Origin of the sequence: Paenibacillus sp. OK076 (genome assembly GCF_900110055.1) — a bacterium.
GTDB lineage: Bacteria > Bacillota > Bacilli > Paenibacillales > Paenibacillaceae > Paenibacillus.
Window position 1 is genome coordinate 3,051,569 of sequence record NZ_FOCH01000001.1, and the last position, 23,633, is coordinate 3,075,201.

The 23,633-nt window shown below is 46.8% G+C and carries 19 protein-coding genes and 1 pseudogene; 6 read left to right on the forward strand and 14 right to left on the reverse strand.

What is annotated here, in order from left to right; genetic code table 11:
* Positions 1-299 precede the first annotated feature (299 nt).
* Positions 300-803: a hypothetical protein gene (locus tag BMY78_RS13430; RefSeq protein ID WP_090899290.1), complete on the reverse strand. Its 504-nt coding sequence runs from the start codon at positions 801-803 to the stop codon at positions 300-302.
* Between the two features lie 377 nt (positions 804-1,180).
* Here BMY78_RS13430 and BMY78_RS13435 point away from each other — a divergent pair.
* Positions 1,181-1,378: pseudogene (locus tag BMY78_RS13435) on the forward strand (helix-turn-helix transcriptional regulator); the annotation flags it as partial.
* Between the two features lie 207 nt (positions 1,379-1,585).
* Positions 1,586-1,864, forward strand: a complete 279-nt coding sequence (locus BMY78_RS13440) for a cupin domain-containing protein (protein WP_371129132.1) — start codon at positions 1,586-1,588, stop codon at positions 1,862-1,864.
* Between the two features lie 48 nt (positions 1,865-1,912).
* Here BMY78_RS13440 and BMY78_RS13445 read toward each other — a convergent pair whose 3' ends face one another.
* From BMY78_RS13445 to BMY78_RS13475, 6 genes are all read right to left on the reverse strand, one after another.
* Positions 1,913-4,414 (reverse strand): FAD-dependent oxidoreductase, encoded by a 2,502-nt coding sequence (locus tag BMY78_RS13445; protein WP_090899299.1) that lies wholly within the window; start codon positions 4,412-4,414, stop codon positions 1,913-1,915.
* Positions 4,411-4,725, reverse strand: coding sequence for an ArsR/SmtB family transcription factor (locus tag BMY78_RS13450; RefSeq protein WP_090899301.1), 315 nt, complete (start codon positions 4,723-4,725; stop codon positions 4,411-4,413). The genes BMY78_RS13445 and BMY78_RS13450 overlap by 4 nt, the downstream gene beginning before the upstream one ends.
* Positions 4,726-5,372: 647 nt before the next feature.
* Entirely contained in the window at positions 5,373-6,038 is a 666-nt protein-coding gene (locus BMY78_RS13460) for a metallophosphoesterase (RefSeq protein ID WP_256222100.1), read from the reverse strand.
* Entirely contained in the window at positions 6,031-7,116 is a 1,086-nt protein-coding gene (locus BMY78_RS13465; RefSeq protein ID WP_090899307.1) for an ABC transporter ATP-binding protein, read from the reverse strand. Before BMY78_RS13465 ends, BMY78_RS13460 begins: the two co-directional genes overlap by 8 nt.
* On the reverse strand, positions 7,100-8,881 hold the full coding sequence (locus tag BMY78_RS13470; protein ID WP_090899310.1) for an ABC transporter permease: 1,782 nt from the start codon (positions 8,879-8,881) through the stop codon (positions 7,100-7,102). Before BMY78_RS13470 ends, BMY78_RS13465 begins: the two co-directional genes overlap by 17 nt.
* A gap of 12 nt (positions 8,882-8,893) precedes the next feature.
* Complete coding sequence (locus tag BMY78_RS13475; RefSeq protein ID WP_371129133.1) at positions 8,894-9,997, reverse strand: extracellular solute-binding protein; 1,104 nt, start codon at positions 9,995-9,997, stop codon at positions 8,894-8,896.
* Positions 9,998-10,157: 160 nt separating this feature from the next.
* Between BMY78_RS13475 and BMY78_RS13480 the strand changes: the two genes are divergently transcribed.
* Both BMY78_RS13480 and BMY78_RS13485 read left to right on the forward strand, forming a co-directional pair.
* The gene (locus BMY78_RS13480) at positions 10,158-11,063 is read left to right on the forward strand and encodes a LysR family transcriptional regulator (protein WP_090899316.1); all 906 of its coding nucleotides are present in this window, start codon (positions 10,158-10,160) and stop codon (positions 11,061-11,063) included.
* 262 nt (positions 11,064-11,325) lie between these two features.
* Complete coding sequence (locus BMY78_RS13485) at positions 11,326-12,594, forward strand: glucuronoarabinoxylan endo-1,4-beta-xylanase XynC (RefSeq protein WP_090899319.1); 1,269 nt, start codon at positions 11,326-11,328, stop codon at positions 12,592-12,594.
* Between the two features lie 168 nt (positions 12,595-12,762).
* Here the strand turns inward: BMY78_RS13485 and BMY78_RS13490 are convergent, their stop codons facing one another.
* Together BMY78_RS13490 and BMY78_RS13495 are read right to left on the reverse strand one after the other, a co-directional pair.
* Positions 12,763-13,542 (reverse strand): alpha/beta hydrolase, encoded by a 780-nt coding sequence (locus BMY78_RS13490; protein ID WP_371129134.1) that lies wholly within the window; start codon positions 13,540-13,542, stop codon positions 12,763-12,765.
* Between the two features lie 50 nt (positions 13,543-13,592).
* Positions 13,593-14,885 carry an SGNH/GDSL hydrolase family protein gene (locus tag BMY78_RS13495; protein WP_090902417.1) on the reverse strand — a complete coding sequence of 431 codons (1,293 nt, stop codon included), beginning with the start codon at positions 14,883-14,885 and terminating at the stop codon, positions 13,593-13,595.
* Positions 14,886-15,223: 338 nt separating this feature from the next.
* Between BMY78_RS13495 and BMY78_RS13500 the strand changes: the two genes are divergently transcribed.
* Both BMY78_RS13500 and BMY78_RS13505 read left to right on the forward strand, forming a co-directional pair.
* Positions 15,224-16,366, forward strand: a complete 1,143-nt coding sequence (locus BMY78_RS13500; RefSeq protein WP_090899325.1) for a family 8 glycosyl hydrolase — start codon at positions 15,224-15,226, stop codon at positions 16,364-16,366.
* A 181-nt stretch (positions 16,367-16,547) separates the two neighbouring features.
* On the forward strand, positions 16,548-17,036 hold the full coding sequence (locus tag BMY78_RS13505) for a phenolic acid decarboxylase (RefSeq protein WP_090902420.1): 489 nt from the start codon (positions 16,548-16,550) through the stop codon (positions 17,034-17,036).
* A gap of 253 nt (positions 17,037-17,289) precedes the next feature.
* Here BMY78_RS13505 and BMY78_RS13510 read toward each other — a convergent pair whose 3' ends face one another.
* From BMY78_RS13510 to BMY78_RS13525, 5 genes are all read right to left on the reverse strand, one after another.
* The gene (locus BMY78_RS13510; protein ID WP_371129167.1) at positions 17,290-18,915 is read right to left on the reverse strand and encodes an ABC transporter substrate-binding protein; all 1,626 of its coding nucleotides are present in this window, start codon (positions 18,913-18,915) and stop codon (positions 17,290-17,292) included.
* A gap of 55 nt (positions 18,916-18,970) precedes the next feature.
* Positions 18,971-19,900 (reverse strand): carbohydrate ABC transporter permease, encoded by a 930-nt coding sequence (locus BMY78_RS13515; protein WP_090899330.1) that lies wholly within the window; start codon positions 19,898-19,900, stop codon positions 18,971-18,973.
* A 34-nt stretch (positions 19,901-19,934) separates the two neighbouring features.
* Entirely contained in the window at positions 19,935-20,744 is an 810-nt protein-coding gene (locus BMY78_RS13520) for an ABC transporter permease (RefSeq protein ID WP_371129135.1), read from the reverse strand.
* Positions 20,737-20,931 (reverse strand): hypothetical protein, encoded by a 195-nt coding sequence (locus tag BMY78_RS33290; RefSeq protein WP_256222222.1) that lies wholly within the window; start codon positions 20,929-20,931, stop codon positions 20,737-20,739. Before BMY78_RS33290 ends, BMY78_RS13520 begins: the two co-directional genes overlap by 8 nt.
* Positions 20,932-21,068: 137 nt before the next feature.
* On the reverse strand, positions 21,069-23,405 hold the full coding sequence (locus BMY78_RS13525; RefSeq protein ID WP_090899336.1) for a helix-turn-helix domain-containing protein: 2,337 nt from the start codon (positions 23,403-23,405) through the stop codon (positions 21,069-21,071).
* Between the last annotated feature and the right edge of the window lie 228 nt (positions 23,406-23,633).

Below are 23,633 nucleotides of genomic sequence, written 5' to 3' on the forward strand. Positions count from 1 at the left end.
GGAGTATCAAAAATTCCAATTGGATTGTTGTTTGTCTCCTACACCCCCATACCTAAATGATTTTATGGAAAAATTCACCTTTTTTATGTCCTGAATATACAATAACGAAACTACTTTGTAAAGAAAAAACTTTAAAAAGTAGTTTCGACGAACCAAAAAAAGGCATTCGATCACGTTTGATCGTCTGCCTTCTTGATTTTATTTAACTATAGATGAGGTGTGACCTGATTGGCTACCATCATTAATCATCCGTTCTAACATCGATCTCCCCTTTACCATAACCATTCAGCATATCAAAATCATATTATTGTATTTGCTATTTCAATTAATGTTTGGTAATCGTATAACGGTTCAAGATTGTTATTTTTCCCTGAAACAAGAGAGTAAGTTAACCCCTCGTTTCTCCAATAGACGGCACTTACATGTCCGTCCCCTTGGTCCCACGTTTGCGAACCATTAGATAATTTTAGACCTTTCTTTCCATTCGGAGGCGTATCAACCTGTGAGTTTGTAATCATAATGATCAGGTTCAATCCTTCATCGGGATTGGCATACGTGATTTCTACTGCATCAAATTTACCATTGGTATCTAAAATCCTTGCTGATTTTTGAGTAACTTGGAAAGGCACTGACGGTTGTTGGATTTCAAACGGGGTTCTAGCTTCCGCCTCTTCCAATGAAATTTCAACTGGAGGACTCAGTTCCGAATTAATGGTCGGGTGGTTACTTTCCGCGTTGTGTAAGCAGGCAGACAATAATAGAGGAATCATACATAGGACCAGCAACTTACTTACAGCTTTCATTTAATCACCTCGATATCAGAATAGTTACTTCTATTACGTTCTATTGGCTGGGAAGATACATTAACTTGCTTAAAGATCAGAAGAAAAAAACGTTCCTCGAAGTTTATGGTTTGCCTCATTTACAGTAAATAGGCACAAGGCGACCAACATATTTTACGTATTCGACGATGTGTCCTCATATTCCCTGTTAAAATTACCCAAGTGATGTGTTTTTTCATTTTATAAGTTGACAATGATAATCGTTATCAATAATGTAAGATGAGTTATACCCGGATAAATCGCAGAATCATCAGCAACCTATTATCGAAATGAGGTACGCAACGTGAAAATAGACGTGAATCAGTTAGCAGAACATTTTGCACACATTCCTTTTCAAGTTAGGACCGGCAGAATATCTATTAAAACACCGTCTTAACATAGCGCAAAAAATGCTATTTACAAGCGATATGCCAGTACAGCAAATTGCACAAACGGTTGGAATCGCTGACCCCTTTTATTTCAGTAAAGTGTTCAAGAAAGAATTTGGCTTTTCTCCTACTGAATATCGACGGAAGTTCATCAATAATCCATGCTAACTTCAACAGGCATCCATTTTATATCCAAAATTAAATCCGTATACTTATGGTAGACCAAGGAAACAACATCATCATGTCTTGAATTGCGTATGCATCAGAATACTGAAGGTACAACAAGGAGGGATTATTATTCATTATCAAGCGATTAAACTAAGCGAGGAACTATCTAAAATAAACGATAATTGGTCCCCCCAATTAATAGGTGAAATGAATGACTATCAATTTAAAATCGTTAAAATTGCCGGGGAATATGAATGGCATGTTCATCCCGAAACCGATAAGTTATTTTTCGTGATTGAAGGCGAGATGATCATTGATTTTTGTGATGGTCAGGTGAGAATATTCAAAGATGAGATGTTTATTGTCCAGAGGGGACTCGAGATCAAACCTTCCGCCGAAAAGGAATGTCATATCCTTTTGATGGAACCTAAAAACGAAACAAAGCCCCTTCAGAAACGAAGGGGCTTTTGCCTTTTATCTTTTTAAGATAATACATGTCACTGAACAGTTGAATGGTTTACTAATACACCCATTTTAAATAAATAGATTATGATTTGCCTGAGCTGCCTGCCCCAGATAATAACCCACTCCACCAATGTTAACCGAATCCATTAATTCTTCACGCTGAATCCCCATTAAATCCATGGACATCTGGCAAGCGACAAACTCAACTCCCTGCGCAGTTGCGGTCTGCATCAGTTCTTCCAGAGAAGCAACATTATTATTCTTCATAACGCTGCGGATAATCTTCGGACCAACGCCGAGCATATTCATTTTGGACATGCCAAGCTTGTGGCTGCCGCGCGGTAACATCATGTCAAACATGCGGCCGATCATTGTTTTGGATACAGGCTGTGGCTGATGCTTACGGATAATATTCAATCCCCAGAAAGTGAAGAACATGGTTACTTTACGTCCACTTGCTGCTGCCCCATTTGCAATAATAAGAGAAGCAATCGCTTTATCCAGATCACCACTGAAGACAACCATCGTGCTGGCAGGCTCCTCTTTAGGAGTTTCCATAGCTGAAGATACGGGCTGCGCGATATTCTTCGCAATAACAGCTTCAATAGTGCCGCCTTTGGATCGTTCCAAGTGTAGGAGTGAGGAGCCAGACATGGTTGCCCATGCTTTCACATCTTCATAAAATCCTGGATCGGAAGCTTTCACCCGCAGGGTCTCTCCATTCGATAGTTGATCCATTTTCTGCTTGAGTTGAATCAGCGGGCCGGGGCAACTTAAACCGCACACGTTCAACTCGTTATCGATACGCTGTGGCTGTGCAGAGGTTGGGTTGGGAAGCTCTCTTTCCTTTACTACAGCATGTTTCGAATTATTGTTCTGATCTTGTCCGTCATTATTTACGTCGTTGCCGGTAGAAATTGGAGCGGGCCGAAATTGCGCTTGGCGGTATGTTTTATAACCTCCACTCAGATTTTTCACCTTAAAGCCATGCTGACGCAAAATCTGCGAAGCTGTATATCCACGCAGACCAACCTGGCAGTATACCCAAATATCTTTGGTTGAGTCTAATTCATCTAACCGCTGACGAAGCTCATCCACTGAAATATTTATGGAATCCGGAATATTCCCATTGCGATGCTCCAGCTGACTACGTACATCCAGCAATATCGATTGCTCCGGCTGGCGTTCAGATAGCTGATCATAGGTGAACGTTTCAACACGCCCTGCCATGATATTTTCAGCTGCATAACCAGCCATATTAACCGGATCTTTTGCAGAGGAATACGGTGGCGCATAACTCAACTCAAGCTCTGTCAAATCACTGATGTGACCCCCAAAATGAATGGCTACAGCAATGTCATCAATCCGTTTATCCACTCCGTCATAACCAACTGCTTGTGCGCCTAAAATTTTACCTGTCGGTGTAAACAGCAGTTTCAGCGTAATCGCGCTGGAACCGGGATAATACGATGCATGAGATGCAGGATGCACGATTACAGTTCGATACTCGATGCCGAGACGTTTTAGTGTTTTCTCATTACTGCCTGTAGCTGCCCCGGTCATTCCAAACACTTTAATAATGGCTGTCCCTTGTGTTCCTTTGTAGATGGAGCTTAGTCCGGCAATACGATCTGCAACAATGCGTCCCTGTTTGTTGGCAGGTCCAGCAAGCGGAATAGCTGTCTTTGTGCCATGAATGGTGTCAGTTACTTCGATCGCATCGCCAACAGCATAGATATGTGGCACACTGCTTTCGAGTGCATCGTTCACCATAATATGTCCACGTGTTCCCAGGGAAACTCCGCTATTTCTCAGAAAAGCTGTATCTGGAGTTACACCGATTGCAAGAATAACCATGTCAGCTGTCAGAACACGACCATCAACAAGCTCGACACCAATTCCCTGCTCAAGTGAACGAAAGCCCTGAACACGCTGGGAAAACAGCAGCTTTACCCCATTTTGCTCCATTTCCTGTGCCAAGGCTGCTGCCAGCTCAGCATCAAATGGGGTGAGCAGCTGACCATTCCCCTCCACCAACGTTACATCCAACCCGGCTTCCTTCAAATTTTCTGCCATTTCAACACCAATAAATCCTCCACCAATAACAATTGATGATGCGTTGTTAGACGAACTTATTTGCTTCTTGATCCGATCAATATCAGGAATGCTGCGCACCGTGTAAATCAGTGGATTATCCTTACCCGGCAGATCAGGGACGATTGGCTTAGCACCTGGTGACAGAATCAACTCGTCATAGCTTTCTTCATATTGACCACGCTCCTGGCTTTGTACCTGAACTGTACGAGTATGCGGATCAACAGCGACGATCTCGCTTCGAGTACGTACATCAATATTAAAGCGATCAGCCATACCTTTAGGCGTTTGTACCAGCAGACGTTCTCGCTCCTCGATCGAGCCACCAATATAATAAGGCAAGCCGCAATTGGCAAACGATATATAGGGTCCTTTTTCAAATATGATAATTTCGGCATGTTCATCCAGACGGCGCAGACGGGCAGCTGCTGATGCACCACCCGCTACTCCGCCTACAATCAGTACTTTTTTGCTCATGATTCACAATCTTCCTCTCCAAACAAAATAGGTATCATCTGTTCAATCCGTTGGTCGGCAAGCACATAATTTACTTCAAGGCCATTGCGCTCAGTCGCTACAATACCTGCACTGCGTAGCTTCTGCAAATGCTGAGACACTGTTGATTGCGGGAGATCCAGACACTCCTGCATATATGAAACATTGCATTTCTTTTTTCGCATCAACCCGCGCACAATGCACAGACGAATCGGATGAGATAGAGCTTTCAGTAAATTAGCAGGCTCGTCGAACAGTTTTAGATTAGTGCTATCAAAAGCTTCAGTATTCAAAATTACCCCTCCTGAATCGTTATATCGTAATATTACGATATTTAAATCAGAATGTCAAAATATTTTCATTCCCTGTTCAACTTCCAACTTAGACTCTTTAGAATGTTGCATCAAAAATAAAGTATTAGAACTAGAACTCAGTAATCTCAAAACGTTTAAGAAAAGCCCATAAACACACAGAAGCAGTGGTGTTTATCGGCTTTTAGACTTTCCATCATATCACGAATGACTATTTCCTGTTCCTCGCAATCAATATAAAACTAAAGACTTGATAAGAAAGAACGTACACAGAACACTTAGCAACAGAAAAATCATTGCTAACTGACGTTCATTCTTCCACAATCGAAATGTATTAGCAATGCTCAAAATTACCATTGCAAGCATATTAATTCTAGTGTTCATTTCAACAAAATTAATACATAGCAGAATAAATACCACGATCGTGACAAAAAGGAACCATATCGGTATATTTTTAGTAAGACGTTTACGCATTTCATTCCCCTTTATAATTTATATTCTATTTCTATTAGGGTATTCTTCAACCTTATTGGAATACCTTCAATTATGTTCCATAAAATCAAATCGATTTTTTATAACGCCCACAAGGAAAATATAAGCCGTCAGGAACGGTTGTTTTGTTTTGCAGTCTATGAATAGATGCTTTTGTCTTCCAGTCCCCCGGATGTGCCGGGGATGACGGAACATCTGACAGTCGAGGGAGAATGGACAGAAATGTACCATTGCAAGCGATGTGTAAGATCGATCAGACTGACATAATATCCGTGACCGGCTCCAGTATCAATCCCCATTTTGCCTGCTCCAATCCATATTTGCCACGGCGGAACAAGAAAGCGGTACGTCGAGGTATGACCAAATACAATTGTATATTCAGGGTTAACCGGGCTTTCAAAAAAGGGCTGTCTGATCTCGGTCAGATCTTCAGCGGTTTGATGGTCTAGCGGAATTCCAGGACGAATACCAGCATGTACGAACAAATAGGAATCACATATATACCATAACGGCATTTGATCCAAAAATTTGCGGACATTTGCGATCTCATCATGGCTTGCCGGGATTGAATCCGGCATGGAACGCAGCCACTTGCGTTCATTATTCCCTTGTAAGGCAATGGCACCTTTTTGGGTCAGATCATGCACCAGCTGGAGCGTTCCCCAGGAATCCGGCCCCTTATTCACGTAATCTCCCAACAAAACGAGGCAGTCCTTGTCAGGATTATAACCTGAAGCAGCCAGCAGCTGCTTCAGAAGATGTCCATGTCCGTGTATATCAGACACGGCCAGCAGTCTACTCATCTTCCGTGTGTGCTCCTCCCCGATAGATCATCGTTTGCTCTGGGGAACATTGAACCCAGCATGCCGAGCCCAGTTCCAGAGGTTCAGCATGAAACGCATGAATACGTTGATGATCCTCTGTTGCGATAATTACTCTCCAGTGTATGCCTTCAAAAATGGTTTGTATAACCGTACCCCTGATCTCATTGTGATTTCCTTCCTCGTCTGTTGCTCGAAGCTTTAATTGCTCCGGGTGAAGCATAATAATGGCTGCCTGTCCGCCAACTCCTGGATCTATCATCCTCCCTGCAATACACCGGCCTGCAATCATGACGGATGATGCTCCTATTGTATAGATCCCGTTAATTCGATTATGGTATCCCATTAAGCGGGCAACCCAAGGCGTTGCCGGACGCGTAAATAATTGCTGAGGTTCGGCAAACTGATCAATTCGTCCTTCACGAAGCACCAAAATCCGGTCAGCCAAAGTAAAAGCCTCCAGCATGTCATGGGTAACATAGAGCACTGTGGTTTCCAGATCCGACAAAAGTCTCCCCAATTCACTTCGCATCTCAGTCCTCAGCTTCACATCAAGATTGGATAACGGTTCGTCCATAAGCAGTATGGAAGGTTCCGTTGCCAGTGCACGCGCCATTCCGGCGCGTTGCTGCTGCCCACCCGAGCATTGGGAGGGCAGACGGTCCAGCAGCCCGTCCAACTGCAGCATCGCTTGCAGTCGATCCACTCGCTGATTACGAACAGTGAAGCCGATTTTGCCGCGTTTCATACCGTACTCGATATTCTGGCGAATGGTCATATGCGGCCACAGCGCATAATCCTGGAACACCATGTTTACCGGACGTTTTTCTGGAGGGATGTACTGATGTCTGGTGTCCACGCTTTTACCATCCATTTCAATGCTTCCTCCATCCACTCTTAACAGTCCCGCAATCAGTTGCAGCAGGGTGGATTTTCCACATCCCGAAGGTCCGAGAATGCAGATCCTCTCCCCATGATTCAGGGCAAAAGACATCGGCCTGAGTACAACCTGTTTATCGAAGGACTTGTGCACCCCTTCCAGTTTAAGAATTGAATTCATATGGTGAGCCTCCTTGTTGTACCGTATGGGTATGCCTTTCCTGAATCTTGGTTCTGTTTCTCTCTCGACGATCGCTCCACTTAAATATGGCCTCTCCTGTAAATTGAATGAGTACAATGATCAGGAGAACCATCCCTCCACTCAGAACAGTTGCTGCCGTTGCATACCCATAACGACCAAACTCAAAGGCTTGATCAATCACAAGCGGCATCAGCACATAATTGGCCGGCTGCAGCATGGAAGTCAAAGCAAGATCGAATACACTTGTGCCAAAGGCCGTCAGGACGGCAAGCAGCAATGATCTGCGTACCAAGGGAAGAACAATGTGCAGCATTCGAGCCAATGTTCCTGCTCCCTGCACTGCCGCGGCATTCAGGATAGAGGACGAGATGGTGCCGAAAGAGCCCAACTGAACACGTACGGCGTATGGAACAGCACCTGCAATAACTGCGATCACAAGCAGCGAGGGAGACCCATAGAGGTGCAGATTGAATGTCTCCAGCCACTTTTGATTCCAGACAAAAATGTAACCGATTCCCATCACAATCCCCGGCACAGCCAGCGATATGATCGAGAATAACTGCAGCCAGCCCTTCATTTTAAATTCCGTAAATGTAAGGACATAAGCCACGATGAATCCAATGATGATACTGATGCCTGCTGCGATTGCAGCAATCGTCAATGAATGGAGCATGCCTTCAAAAAAACTGAGCTGCTTGTGGTCCGTAGAGGACGCTGCAAACAGGGAAAAATAATGATCAAGGGTCAAATTTGGCCAAACCAATTTGTTACCAGCCTTTTTCATCAAGGAAACGCATAGACTGCTTCCCACCGGAATGCCGATACTCATCATTAAAAATACAATGGTTACTCCATTCAGAAACAGTGTGCTCTTCGGTCTAACCTTAATCATTCTGACCGCTCTCGCATTCAAGAAATCAAACCTGGATCTGCGCAGAGACCATAGCAGAACAGTCATGGCCATTGCCAATAGGACGACCAGATAAAAAGCAAGTACTCCGGCCATATCAAAACGAACAGGAGATTGATAGATGGCAGAATAGATTGAATATGTCAGTGTAGGAAATCGGTAGACCGTGGACAATGCCGCTGGCAGACCAAAATCACCGACAGTATCTATAAATACCAGCGTAGCTCCCGCTACAATGGAAGGAGCCGCAAGTGGTAACTCCACCGTGCGCCATACCGTCCATGGGTGAGCGCCATTCAAACGGGCAGCATGTCCGTATTGGCTGACATTCCATTCCGTTGCAGCAAGAACCGTCAGATAAGCCAGCGGAAATTTGCTCAGGGCCATAATGACCATAAGCCCGGAAGGTTGAAACAGAGCAGCTGTCACCCAGTTCATACCGAGCAATCGGCTGGCAAGTCCGTCAGCACCAGCAAACAGCACCCATCCTTGAGCCAGCATGAACGAAGGCGCGATGAGCAGCAGCCAGACTCCGGCATCCAGCAGACGCCCTGATGCAAAGTTCCAGCGCGCCCTTACCATAGCTAGCGAGGCTCCAATCAACGTGCCCAGAAGTGCAGTTCCTATCCCAAGCCACACGGAGTTAAGCAAGGACTGTCGCCACAAGGGTCGGTGAAATATCTCTCCGAGTAGTCCGAAGCCCTGAAACTGTATGTTGCCAAAAAACAAGCCGGGCAATATCGCGTTCAACAGAACCGCAAGCAGCGGCAGAAAAATTATGATGAATAACAGAAGCGCTACGCCGACTCCCCAACGTGTTCCAGAGTTTTTCATAGGTTGTTCCTCTTAATTTACGTTCTGGTCAGCAAACCAGGTTTTGATCTGTACCTCGTGTTCGGCGGCCCATTCAGCTGGCGGAAGAATGAAAGTTGCATTCGTCTCGCGTTCCTTCCTCGCTTCTACTCCCTTTACCAATGGGGTAAAGAAGCTGTCGGATGAATCGAGGGAAGCTAACATCTGCTGCGTTTCCGGTTCAAGCATGAACTCTACAAAAGCCTTAGCAGCGGCAGGGTTCTTGGTCTGTTTGCTGATGGCAGCAACACGTAAGCTTCCCGGTGCACCTTCTTCCGGCCAGACCAGTTCAACGGGTTCTCCCGATAACTTCAGGTCATAAGCATTGCTCTCCTGGAGCGCTGCAATATCGATTTCCCCTGAGACAAGGGCACTGCCCAGAGGACCGTTTTTGGGATAAACTCTGAGACCATTGCCCATCATTTGTGCATACCTTTGCTCTCCCTGATCAATGCCCCAATTATAAAACAGTGCAGAAACGAGCGGATATGCAGGTGCCGCAACCGCCGGATCAGCCTGACCTGCGGTGCCCTTATATTCAAAAAACTCATCCCAGGTCTTCGGCGCCTGCTCCTTGGTAAGACGGTTGGTGTTATAAGCGATAACCGCAGATGCATGAATACTGATTGGAGTATACGCGTGGTCCTCGGGAACCAGCGAGGAGCCGTATTCGGTCAGGTTACCGATATGATCAGGAGTCCAGTCCGTCATCAGAAATCCCCTGTCTGCCAGGCTGCGAATCGATCCGTGACCGTCCATCATGACAACATCCCACTGTGGATTGCCCTGCTCGGCTTCAATTTTGGCCAGAGCCTCTCCGCCGCCATAATGTACAGCCTCTATTTTGTATCCGGTCTGTTTGGCAAATTCAGGTGCCACAATATCCACAAAGTCATTCCCATATAAATAGATGGTCTCACCTGTGTCCTCCTGGGCAAGTGAGCTGCTGCCTTCAGCTGTAGAAGAGACCGGTGCGGCAGTTTCGCCGTTAGATGATCCACTCCCTGTTGTTATCGTTCCTCCTCCGCATCCTGCCGTAACCAGTACGAGCAGCAAGCTCATTCCGCTTAATCTTTTTCGCCAAATGTTATTCATCATTCTCCCCCTCAAATATGTTGCTTGTTGAATCTATCTTCATCCTAAAGCTATTATTGGAGATTCATATTAGGGGAAAGTAAACGCTAATTTAAATGATATTAATGTATTATATGATAATATAGATATTATCAATGTTTAGGCCAAAAGGAGACGTTAACGGATGAATTTGCAGCAATTGAAGGTGTTTGTCTACGTCGTGGAATTGCAAAAGCTGTACTTAGTCGCACATAAGCTGAATATTACACAACCGACAGTGACATTCCATTTGAACAAACTGCAGGAGGACGCCGGGATTGCCCTGTTTCATACCAAAACCTATCATGTCATCAAATTGACGGAAGCTGGCAAGGCACTGTACCACTATGCCAGTCAGATTGTTGCCCTGAACGAGGAAATGCTCCGCACTCTGGACGACCACAGGGGCTCCGAAACTGGTCGATTGCTGATCGGAAGTACCCATACACCCGCCACATATATGCTTCCATCCTTGTTATCCGATTTCAAACAGCAGCATAATCTGCTCCTGAGTCTTGATGTAAAACCGGCACGCTACATAATGGAGAAAATAAAATATTTCGAATTGGATGTGGGCGTTATCTCCCATACTTCCCCGGATGATGCGGATCTGATCTTTGAACCACTGATGAAGGATGATCTGGTCATTATTTTCCATCCCGAGCATCCGCTGGCTCGCCAAAGTATCGTTCACCCCATGGATTTGCAGGCATATCCGCTCGTTGCTCATGAGGAGGGCTCAAGCAGTCGCACGCTGATTGATCAATGGGCGGAAGCACATGGGGTCCAGTTCACCCACGCCATTGAAATATCCGGTTCCGAGGCATTGAAATCCATTGTTCGCCTTAATCTTGGTATTGGCATGGTATCTGAAGCCTCCATTATTCAGGAGCTGCAAAAAGGAGAACTCAAAGCCTGCCCTATTCCCGATTGGACTCCGGTTAGAACGATCTATGCAGTAAGACATCGTAATAAACTGGTTACGCCAGCATTAAGCCTGTTTTGGCACATGCTTGTAACAAGCTTCTCAGCTCGAAACGAACTATTATAGCCAAATCATACCTGATCAGAACAACAATCAATCTCTCTTCTGTGCTCAAAAACTGGAATCTGTCCGGTTTAAATCTCTTATTTATTCCCGTAGAATTAAATTCATAACATTACAAAAACATATAAATAATTCCATATCTTTTATATGTTTTTGTAAAAAAAAGAAGGTGATACAAGAAAATGATTGGCCCAAAATAGGTCTCAAAATAAGTCTAGGCTTGCTTGTTCAGGTTGAAAAATTTAGTTTAGAGGAGAGTGTAGTGTTGTTATTCAAATTAAAGAAGTCAATTAGTATTCTGTTGGCCATCCTGACTGCCCTGCCGCTGATCTTAACTCCAATTCAGGCTTCGGCTGCCAGCGATGTTACTGTGAACTTGTCCTCTGAAAAGCAGCTTATCAAGGGATTTGGGGGAATCAATCATCCGGCCTGGATTGGAGATTTGACATCTGCACAAAGAGATACGGCATTCGGTAATGGACAAAATCAGCTAGGTTTTTCGATTTTGCGTGTGTATATTGATGAAAACAAAAACAATTGGTATAAAGAAGTGCCTACCGCGAAACGAGCCATCGAGCTGGGGGCGATCGTCTTTGCGTCACCATGGAATCCCCCAAGTGATATGGTGGAAACATTCAATCGTAATGGAGACACTGCAGCCAAGCGCCTTAAATACGACAAATATGCAGCGTATTCCCAGCATCTTAACGACTTTGTTTCTTACATGAAATCCAACGGTGTTAATCTCTATGCAATCTCAGTGCAAAATGAACCGGATTATGCGCATGATTGGACATGGTGGACACCTCAGGAGATGCTTCGATTCATGAAAGATTATGCAGGCTCCATTACAGGAGCAAAAGTAATGGCGCCAGAATCCTTCTCTTACTTGAAAGAAATGTCAGACCCCATACTGAATGATCCTCAAGCTTTAGCAAACATGGACATTCTGGGTGCACATACGTATGGTACACAGTTTAACAATTTCCCTTACCCACTTTTTAAACAAAAAGGTGCTGGCAAGGAACTTTGGATGTCGGAGGTATACTACCCTAATAGTAATGCGAACTCAGCAGATAATTGGCCAGAAGCGCTGGATGTCTCCTATCACATCCATAATGCAATGGTAGAGGCAGATTTCCAGGCGTATGTGTGGTGGTATATTCGTAGACAATACGGACCCATGAAAGAGGATGGCACTATTAGCAAGCGGGGATATAACATGGCCCATTTTTCCAAGTTTGTTCGCCCAGGCTTTGTAAGAGTTGAGGCGACGAAAAATCCGGATACCCAAACGTTTATCTCTGCATACAAAGGAGATAACAAGGTGGTTATCGTAGCAATCAACCGAGGAACTTCCGCTGTAAACCAAAAGTTCGTATTGCAAAACGGGAACGCCTCAACCGTATCTTCCTGGATTACGGACAGCACAAGAAATCTGGCAGCCGGATCTTCCATTAACATCACTAACAATTCTTTTACTGCTCAACTTCCTGCCCAGAGTGTTACCACATTCACAGCTGCATTAAAGTAGGAACCAATCGTAAGCTTAAAAAAAGGGATCTTCGTCTTCATATACCTTGTCAAAACCAGAACAAAAAGACAAAAGCGCTCCCCTGTCTCAGCCACAGTAGGAATGCTCCTGTCTTTTTGTTCTTGTCTGTTTCTTGGTGAAATCTCAAGGTTTGTCTATCCAATTCTTTTAATATTGAAAAATTAATTTGGAATATTGATACAGATCATTCTTCCATACAGGCCAATCATGTCCACCGCTCTCCTCATACCAAATATGAGGTACTTCGTGCTGTGCCAAATAAGCGTGCATCTGTTCGCTGTTTTGCTTGAGGTTGTCTTGGTCACCGCAGGACAACCAGAGCAATCGAAGAAGCGATGACGCTTCTGATGGATTCGGGAGAAGCAGCTCCGGGGCTTTGGTGTTTGGAGCTGCGGAGAACGCACCGATCCAGGCAAAATGGTTTAAATTTTTCAATCCGATATTTAAAGACTGGCCTCCGCCCATGGACAATCCTGCAATTGCCCGGTTCTCCCTTTTCGTCCGTACATGGTAATTCGATTCAATAAAAGGAATTAAATCGTGAAGTAAATCGGACTCAAACGTCTCGAATGCTTTTATTTTCTCCGGATCAAACAGATCTCCCTCAGCCCTGTCGTTTGGCATTGCGCGGCCATTAGGAAAAACGACAATCATCGGTTCAAGCTTGTTATCGTCGTACAGATTGTCGAGAATCACTTGTGGATTGGCATGATTATGCCATTCGGCTTCGTCTCCACCGATCCCATGCAAAAGATAAAGCACATTATAGGTATATTCAACGGAATATCCGGGTGGAGTATACACCATGGTTTTGCGCGAATTCCCTACCGTTGCCGAGAAATATTCCACCATTTCAATGTTGCCATGCCGTATGTTTTCCCTGTACTGGTCATACCCTTCCGGTGCCGTAGTTATTATCATCATCATTCTCCTTTCCCAACATACGTCTTTCGTTCCGGCTTAACATGATGTTGCGGCTAATCAACAAAACCAAATCCCAAAATCGTAAATCGTTTGTCCTCATGGCCTTCAGCCATTGCAATCTCCACAGTATGCTCTCTGGAATGTTCTTCATCGTACAGGATTACAGCATGGCAATGCGTCCAGTTCACTAGATGCGGGTCAGCCGTCCTCACCAGTGCACCATCCACCCTGATATTAGCTGTCCCGAAATCGGCTCTGCCGGAATCCTTAAATACCAAAATAAGTCGTTTGCTCCGCAGGATTAGCTTAAAGCTGGCATGGCCCGTTACGTTCTGCCCCGTGTGCATCCAGTTGTTGGGAAATAGTGGTGTACCGTATGCATGATCATCCATCTCCGTCAGTTGCAGATCGGTGTCCGTCTCCCGAAACCCACCCGCCTCAATCCGGGCGATACTGTCCCCATTCAGACGGTCCAGCAGCTTTGTGCCGACAAAATGGTCCCCAATTAGCGGCGGCCTTTCATTCGTACTGTCTTCATCCTCCCCGTCCAGGGCAGATTGATCGGTTACGTCGAACAGCCAGCCCAGACAATCAGCCATAATATGATGCCCGGCATTGGTCGGATGGTAGATGTCGTAGAAAAATTGCTTTTTGGAAATGACATGGCCCTGTTCCAGTGTCCAGTGGAATTGCTCCACCACAGCATCCTTTACACTCACCATAGGCAAATTATAGTGCCAGCCAACAGGAGCCAGCCGATCCTGAAGATTCCAGTCATTCTCAAACACGCTGAACAGCAAAATGACGGCTGGCTTGTTATCTGCATCAAGCGCCTTTAACACCAGACTCTCGTAACAAATGCCTTGGGTCTCATCGTCTGCATCATTTACTGCAAACTCCAGAATGACAATATCCGGCTGGACTGTCCCGTCCCTAAGCACATCCCGGTCATAGCGAATGATGCCCAGCTGTGACGGCGTGCCGCCTACGCCTGCTTTGATTAGACGAATTGGACTGTCCTCAGATGGAGCGAACATGCGCTTGAAAATTTCAAACGAGCGATAGGCGTAACAATTGAGATGAAGAGGCATGGCCCCTGCGCCGTGGGTAATCGAACCGCCAATATAAGCGATGGTCACGGGCTCGCCGCCTTTTGCTTTTTCGATAGCAGCCTTCAATCTGGTGTTATTCCCTTTGCTCAAAAGAGATTTGGCAATCATATTGCGATACGCCTGTGACTCGGAATCAACCGGTGGCTCATTCACAGCTTCAGCAACCCCAACCGGGTCACGCGGTGCCGTTGGAACTTCCTTTTCATTTGCCGAATCCGCTGAATTGTTGAGCATGGACATCCATCACCCTTTCCTGTAACAAATGTGAAGAAAGAAGCAGACACTTGAGAAGAACAATGGAGAGAAACAAGCAACAGGCACGGTCAGTCAATGGAACGCAGTCTTTTACCCTTTCACCTTAAAGTGTAACGCTTACATTATGTACCATCAACCTGACGATAACTTGCTTTTCTCCCTGATAAAGTATAGTTTTTTGTTTTAACATACAATGAAAATCAAGCGAAGAGAATACTCGGTTGGAATTACCTATATTTTTTCTGGAAAGCGCTTTAATTTGGTTAGTATTTGTCATGTTATAATTTGACTAAATCGAGATACCAAGGAGGAAGCGAATGACCATCACGGACAAAGGTGCATTTTACACGGGAACATACCGGAATCTGTTTCTTGAACTGGGCTATGACGACAGCGAAATTACGGAAAAGCTCGAAAAAACGTGGACCGAATTGTTTTATGGAGATGCCGATACGCGAATCTATTACCCGATGGGTGAGGACAAAGGATATGTACTCGACACCGGCAATCTGGATGTGCGCTCGGAGGGCATGTCTTACGGGATGATGATGGCTGTGCAAATGGACAAAAAAGAAGAGTTCAATCGACTCTGGAATTTCTCGAAAACGTATATGCAGCATACCGAAGGCCGATACAAGGATTATTTTGCATGGCATTGCAAGCCGGATGGCACCCGGATATCTCAGGGACCTGCCCCTGATGGTGAGGAATTTTTTGCCATGGCCCTGTTCTTCGCCTCCAATCGGTGGGGCGACGGTCCAGAGCCTTATGATTATGCCGTACAAGCGCGGAAAATACTGCGTGCCTGCGTACATCAAGGGGAGAACGGCGTTGGCGATCCGATGTGGGACCCCGAAACCAAACTGATTAAATTCATACCGGAATCACCATTCAGCGATCCATCCTATCACCTGCCCCATTTTTACGAGCTGTTCGCCAAATACGCGGATGAGCGTGATCAATCGTTCTGGAACGAAGCTGCCGCCGAGAGTCGGGCTTATCTGCATAAAGCCTGTCATCCGGTAACCGGACTTTCGCCTGAATATGCAAATTTTGACGGAACGCCTGCACCACCTCAGCACCATGGCGATTTCCGGCATTTCTACAGTGATACTTACCGGGTAGCGGCCAACATAGCCCTCGACTGGGAATGGTTCCGCAAGGATCGCTGGCAGGTGGCGCAGTCCAATCGTATCCAGGCATTTTTCAGCGAAATTGAAGTATCGGATTATCGCCGTTACACGATTGAGGGTCAGCCATTTGATGAACTGTCTCTGCACCCCATCGGATTGCTCGCCACCAATGCCATGGCTTCTCTGGCCGCCGACGGGCCGCATGCTAACCCGTTCGTGCATCAGTTCTGGAATACGCCATTACGCCAAGGTGCGCGCCGATACTATGACAATTGTCTGTACTTCTTCAGTCTTCTGGCTTTGAGCGGACGTTATCGTATGTATTAATATGTATGAGTTGATTGTCATCCAGCTGTCCTGGCCCGCAGACTTATGCCTCAAGCATAATTGCTTCATCATCAGCATACATAGGTTGTTGACCGCTTGGCGCTTTGTGCTTGGGCAAGGAAGGAATTTATTCAACCTTTGATAAGGAAAGGAGCACATGGATATGGAGACGAAAGAGGCACTGCAAGGCTTCACTGGGAGCCACATGATATATACTTACGAAAACGGCTGGGAATACGAAATCTATATCAAAAACGATCATACCATTGATTATCGCATTCATAGCGGCATGGTTGCAGGTCGCTGGGTGCGCGATCAGGAAGCAAACGTTGTGAAGTTGACGGAGGGCGTTTATAAAGTAGCGTGGACCGAGCCGACAGGCACGGATGTTGCCTTAAACTTCATGCCAAACGAAATGCGGATGCACGGCATTATTTTTTTCCCGAAATGGGTGCATGATCATCCGGAAATCACGGTCTGTTACCAGAACGACTATATCGATCTTATGATTGAATCACGAGAAAAATATAAAACCTATCCGAAATACGTCGTTCCCGAATTTGCCGATATCACATTTATTGAAAATGCGGGCATCAACAATGAGAAACTGATCTCCATAGCACCTTATCCTGGCATGACGGATGACATACGTGCCGGGAAGCTGAAATAAACCCATTCGTCGCAGTAAGAAAGCAAAGATTGTACAAAGAATGGAAAGAACAAAAAAACGGACCTGGTTCGCAGATGCGAGCTTGGTCCGTTTTATTCATGACCACGGGCAGTCGGAATTATTGCTATGCTTCACACAGGTGTCAACCTCACTTCATCCAAGCTAAAGTTGGCGAACAAACCGGACACCTCGATTCCATAATCAATGGATAAGTCTCAACCTGGCGCTCGTGCATTCTGGAAATTACATTCAGTTACTTCGAAATAGACGAGGAATCGTAAGACGATTGCATGATCTCCACATAACGCTGGATGTTGAGTCCCTCCAGCCCTTTCACGTAATCCTCCCAATCCTTATCCAGGCTCTTTGCCCCCGTGATGAATTGCAGGGCGTTCTGGTCAATATAATCCTTGAGATTGGTCTGCATCATGCTCACTTCATCAGCACTTGCAGGGTCGACCCACAGCGCCCAGTGAGGGAATACGTTTTTGGGCTCCTTACCTTCCATCAGTAATGTTGCTTCATACAGACGGCGCTCATATCCATCGCTTGCATAAACGTCCGTGCCCTGTACTTCCGCGTCGCGGTATGCCCGGTGATGGTTGTACTGACTCATCGCTCCCCAGCTGTCATTGCGCGGCTCTTCTCCAGAGGCGAGCGGAATCGACTTGTAGAGCGGCTGGATCTGATCGTTCAGCGCGACCTCACCTTCCTGCGGCTTGCGCCAGCTGGTGCCTTCCTCGCCAAGATAAGCACTCATCGCACCTTCTTGCGTATAGAGGTAATCCAGCAATTGAATAGCCGCGATTTGCGTTTGCTCGCTGGCCTTGTTCGTCAGCACAAACGATGCCCCCGGATCAATCGGATAGTTGTAGGTTGCATAGTTCGCATGTGGACCTTGCAGCGGAGGAATCGCGTTATAGTCCTTGCCGTACGGCGAGCCCTCATCCGTATTCACAAAAAGGGCCGGGTGCATGGCTGCGCCTGCTCCTAGCAGCTGCGCATCGGCGTTGTCGCCAATCTTCTTGAATGCCCCCGAATTTTGTGTAAAGGCGCCGGGATCGATCAGACCTTCATCGTATAGCGATTTAATATAAGTGAGTCCTTCCTTCCACTCCGGTTTGCTCGCTGCCGTATCGACCTTGCCGTTATTCACAACAAGATATGTTCTGTCATCATCGTAAATGAACCCGTTCATCAGGTACGGAATGATGTGCACGCCAAAATTTTCAATGGACCCGCTAAGCGGTACTTCGTCCGCCTTTCCGTTGCCATTCGGGTCCTTGGTTTTGAACGCTTCGAGCACCGCCTTGAATTCAGCCGTCGTTCCGGGTTCGGATAACCCGAGCTGTTTCAGCCATTTTGTATTAACCCACATTTTATTCGGATAGGAGCAGTGAAAGCATTCATTTAAGCCGGTCAGACCGTAGATGTTGCCATCAGGAGCTGTATTCATCGCTTTATAATATTCGTTGCTGTCAAGCACTTTCTTGATGTTTGGGGCGTACTTGTCGATCAGGTCGTTAAGCGGCAGGATAACGCCCTGCTGGCCGAATTTCAGCAAGTCCGTTTGCGAGAAGCGGTCCACCCAAGGAATGAGCAGGTACAGGTCAGGATAATCGCCCGAGGCAAGCGAGATCTGCCTCTTTTCAGCAGCTCCGTCAAAGGGAACCGTCGTCCAATGGAACTGGATGTTGAATTTGTCTTCCATCTTTTTCGTAAACTTGTTCGTTTGCAGATTGGTATCCGAGCCTTGATGCGCAAAAACGTTGATGGATACTTTGTCGCCGGAGGAAACATCGCCCTTCTCCCCGTTGCCGAGATTGCTGGACGAGCACCCCGCCAGCGCCACACTAAGAAGAAGCAGGCACACAAGCATGATGGATCCTGATTTTCTCAAAAATATCCTCTCCCTTATCGATGATTGTAATCAGTCAGCCTTTGACAGAGCCAATCAGCATGCCCTGCACGAAATACCGCTGAACAAACGGGTAGATCACCAGCACTGGCAAGCTTGCCATGACGATCAATGAAAACTTCATTAATTCCGCCATCTGCTGCATCTTTACCATTTCCCCGGCGTCAATGTTTCCGGTGCCGTTGTTCAGGATGAGAATGCTGCGCAGAATCAGCTGCAGTGGATAGAGCGATTGTGATTTCAAATAGATCAACGCATCGAAGTACGCATTCCACTGCCCGACCGCGTACATCAGCGACAGAACGGCGACAATGGGCTTTGCCAGCGGCAGAATGACGCTGAAAATAAATCTGATATCACTGCACCCGTCAATGTCGGCTGCCTCGGACAGCTCCTCAGGAATGGAGTTCTGAAAAAAGGTGCGCGCAATGATAACCTGCCACACCCAGATAGCATTCGGAATCAGCAGCGCCCAGCGGGTATCAATCAATCCCATCGATTTGACCACGAGATAGGTCGGAATCAATCCGCCGGAGAAGAGCATGGTGAACGTGATGAACATCATAAGAGGGCTGCGCCCGACAAAAGTTTTTTTGGAAAGCGGATAAGCGATCATGATCGTTAAAGCTACGCTGATCAGCGTGCCGCATGCGGTGTAGAACAGTGAATTGGCATATCCGGTAATTACCTGATCGTTCTGCAATACCGCCTTGTATCCGGCCAGCGTAATGTCAACCGGCCACAGCCAGACTTTCCCCGAAGAGACAGCAGCCGGGCTGCTTAGGGACGAGCTTAAAATATAGATCAGCGGATAGAGCACTGCAATCAGAACCACGGTCAGAATGATGTAGGTGACTGTCATGAACACGCGGTCCCCAAAGGACTCCCTGATCGTGTGCTTTCGTTTATCCACCAAACGGCTTGGATGCGATTGTAACTCGCTCATCGTATGGACTTCCTCCTTTCAAGGGCGTATTGCATTACCACAGGCTTGTATTGGACAATCGCTTGGCGGCTGCATTCACAGTCAACAGCAGGATCAGGTTGATCAATGAATTAAAGAGGCCGACGGCCGTGGCAAAACTGTAATTGGCGTTCAGCAGCCCCATTTTGTACACGTAGGTGGAGATAATTTCCGAAGCCGACAGGTTCAGCGGGTTTTGGAGCAGATAGATTTTCTCAAACCCAACCGCCATAATGTTGCCGACACTTAAAATGAGGATAATAACCGCCGCGGGCAGTATGCCGGGCAGATCGACGTTCACTATTTTCTGAAAACGACTAGCACCATCAACCCTGGCTGCTTCGTACAGGGAAGGGTCGATGCCGGAAAGCGCCGCCAAATAGATAACTGCCGAATATCCCATGCTCTGCCACACGTCCGAGAACACGTAAATGGAGCGAAACAATCCCGGCTCACCAAGAAAATTCACCGCTTCGAAGCCCAGCGCGCCTGCAATCGTATTCACGATGCCAAGCCGCGGGGAAAGAAACAACATGATGATTGATACCATAACAACCGTCGAAATAAAATAAGGCGCATAGGTGACCATTTGAACGGTTTTCTTGAATCTTGCGCTCTTGATCTCGTTCAGCGCCAGGGCCAGCAGGATCGGCACCGGAAAACCAACGATTAACTGATAGAAAGAAATATACAGCGTGTTTTTGATCAGGGTGGCGAACGCGGGATTTCGGAAAAGCATTTCAAAATACTTGGTCCCCACCCACGGGCTGCCCCATATCCCCTTGATGACGTTGTAGTCCTTGAATGCCAGGACCGCGTTAGCCATCGGTACATACTTGAAGATGATGAAGTATACGACGGGTGGAAGGACTAGCAGATAAAGCTGCCAGTGCCTTCTCAGACTTTTGGATACGGCATGCTTGACCGCCGAGCGCCTGCGCTGCCTCACATCCGAATTGGCATTGGAAATTGTCGTTCTCAGATTCATCCCCCCATGCGGTGGTCGATGCCATCAGGCAGACCCCTTTTTTGTTAGCGCTTTCTTGATCGTAATCATAAGATTGCGCGTCCCGGCTCGTAAAGGTACACTTGGACCGATGGGGTACGATTCCAGTTTTTATCGACGGATAGCCTTGTTACTACTCCATTCTCAGCTTCGCCCTCCGTTATCTTCGATCTGCCGGAACGCGCTCGGCGACACCCCTCGAACCCGCTTGAACGCTCTGCGGAACGAATGCGCGCTGTTATATCCGGCTTGTACTGCAATTTCATCAACCGTCTGACTGCTTTCCCGCAGCAGCTCTGCCGCCTTGTTAATCCGAACCAGTTCGACATACTCCGAAAGATTCTCTCCGGTATGTTCTTTGAACAGCTGCGAGATATACTTTTCCGGCTTGCCGATCTGTTCCGCAATCCGGTACAACGTCAAGCTCGCATCGTCGTACCTCGACTGGATATAACGGATAATTCCGTTCACAATGTCCGCATGCATGTCGGATTTCTTCCGCTGCACGTCCAGACAGATGTCTTGCGTCAGCTGATTGAATTTATCCCGGAGCACGGCAACGCTATCTGTTGTCAACACGGCAGCTACCCGACTTTTGAATTGCTCGATGAGTGATTCGTCCAGCAATATTTTGGGCTCGGCCACCTTCAGAAATGTACCCTTCAGCTCCATGATGAACTGCTGCGTCATGTCATACGACAGCTCCCGCTCCTCGAAGTTCCGGCTGAACAGCTGGTCCAGAATACGGCTGGATTCCTCAAATTCACCCGCCTTGAGCGTATTCAGCAGCCGCTGCTCGGACTCGATCGGATAATAATACATCTCTGTTTCTTTCACGGCATCCTCGAATCGCACCATGTTCTCCGATCCAATATGAATGGCGTATTCAAGTGCTTGCCTCGCTTCATTGAACGAGCGGCCGATGTCGTTCCATACGTGATACGGAGAACCCAACCCGATCCTGGTTGATACCCGGTAATCCCGGTACACGGAAGCGATCAGTCTTTGCAGTTCGGCTTCGAACATCCCCAAGGTTTCCTCTGTCTGCTCATGCTCTTCAGGGAATGAATGCACAAAAGCGATCTGATCCGTCCCCCAATCGGTGACCAGAACATCAGAATCCCAATCAATCAGAGCCTGCCTTACGATTAATCTGGCAATGCTCAGCTCCTGAATAATCTCCCCGCTGTCGGGTCTTCCATAACCGTCTACCTTCACAATTCCTACGAAGCCCTGGCTGCTGATAAGGGATACGCCTGTCTGGGAAGAGACAGCCTCGAGCTCGCCCGTTGTGTAGAACTCGCCCGTCAGAAGGCGTTTGATAAACCCGTCGCGCAGCAGCGGAAGCTGCTCGTTCAATGCGCTCTCCAGCAGATGATTGTTCGTAATCAGGCTGGTGATGTTGCTCGCCAGAAAATCGTACTCGTTGCGGATCTTACCGGGTAATGCGATATCCTGATCCCGGAACACGGACAGGAGTCGGTGAATCGGCGCGCTGTTCCGGTAAGCCAGCAAAAGCCCGATCAACAACCCAAGCCCGAGCGTTGCCAGTGTAAAGGTAAAGGTAACCTGTTTGATCCGGTCTGCTGTGACCATGAGCGCACTCTCGGGAATGCCAGCGGCATAGTTCCAGCCGTTCAGATCCGACTTGATGGAAATGAGCAGACGACCATTGCCCATAGGCGTGACTTTATCGTGCTTGTCGGCAGGCATGTCTTTTAATCGTTCTGCCTCCGCTCCATCGATGCCACGCGAGAATATAATGTTCCCCTCCGAATCCGTCACCAGCGTCCAACCGCCATACTGCTCCACGATATTTTGCGTCAGACCGGCCATCTGGTCCTCATCAATCATGACGCCAATCGTAGCCTGCGGTTTATTGAAGCTGTTCAGCGGAAGAGATTGCAGAAACGTGATCGCTGGAGCGTCAACAAGAACGTTATTGCGAATCTCCCGCTTGTAGTTTCGAAGCGGCATGATCTCGTTCAAATGCGGTTTCTTCAAAATATGCTCGCTCCATTCCTCAAACGTCATGCCTTCAAGTTGATTCGCGGCGTAGTAATGCTCAGGTCGGTAAAAAACGGTCGTGGGCGTGATGATGACATTGTAGTTCGGAATGTAAATAAAAAAATGGGACAGATAGTCGTTCGTGCTGCTGTACATGGACAGGCTGCGCTGCATGCGTCCCACGCCGTAAACATTGTTCGAATCCAGCGGCTTGGGATCGGCAATCAGGCGGTACAAATCCTGGTTGATTGCAAGCTGCCTCGTGAAGGCCTCTACCTGCAGGAGGTTTCGTTCAATAATTTCCTTTCCCAGATTCAATGATTTCAGACTGTTTTCGATAGAGCTCGTCCTGGCCACTTCAATTGATGCCTTGTAAGAGGCATAGCCCGCGATCTGGGGAATCATCAGAATGATAAAGTAGGAAATCATAAATCTGCGGAATACCGGTGAAAATTTGGACCATAAACGCTTCATATGTACCCTCCCTTTTTTATAGTAAGCGTTTACAAATACAGTAATATGATGATACGCCTTGCATTAGGGCCTGGGGTAGGTACACCTTCTTCCTTAGCGTACAATTGCGGATTTATCGTTATCATACCTTTTTTATGATACAAATGGTTTTATTCATCTCTATTCATCTCTCTTCTGGTTCATATACAGACTGATATAAACGCAAAAAAAGCATGAATGAAAAGGGAT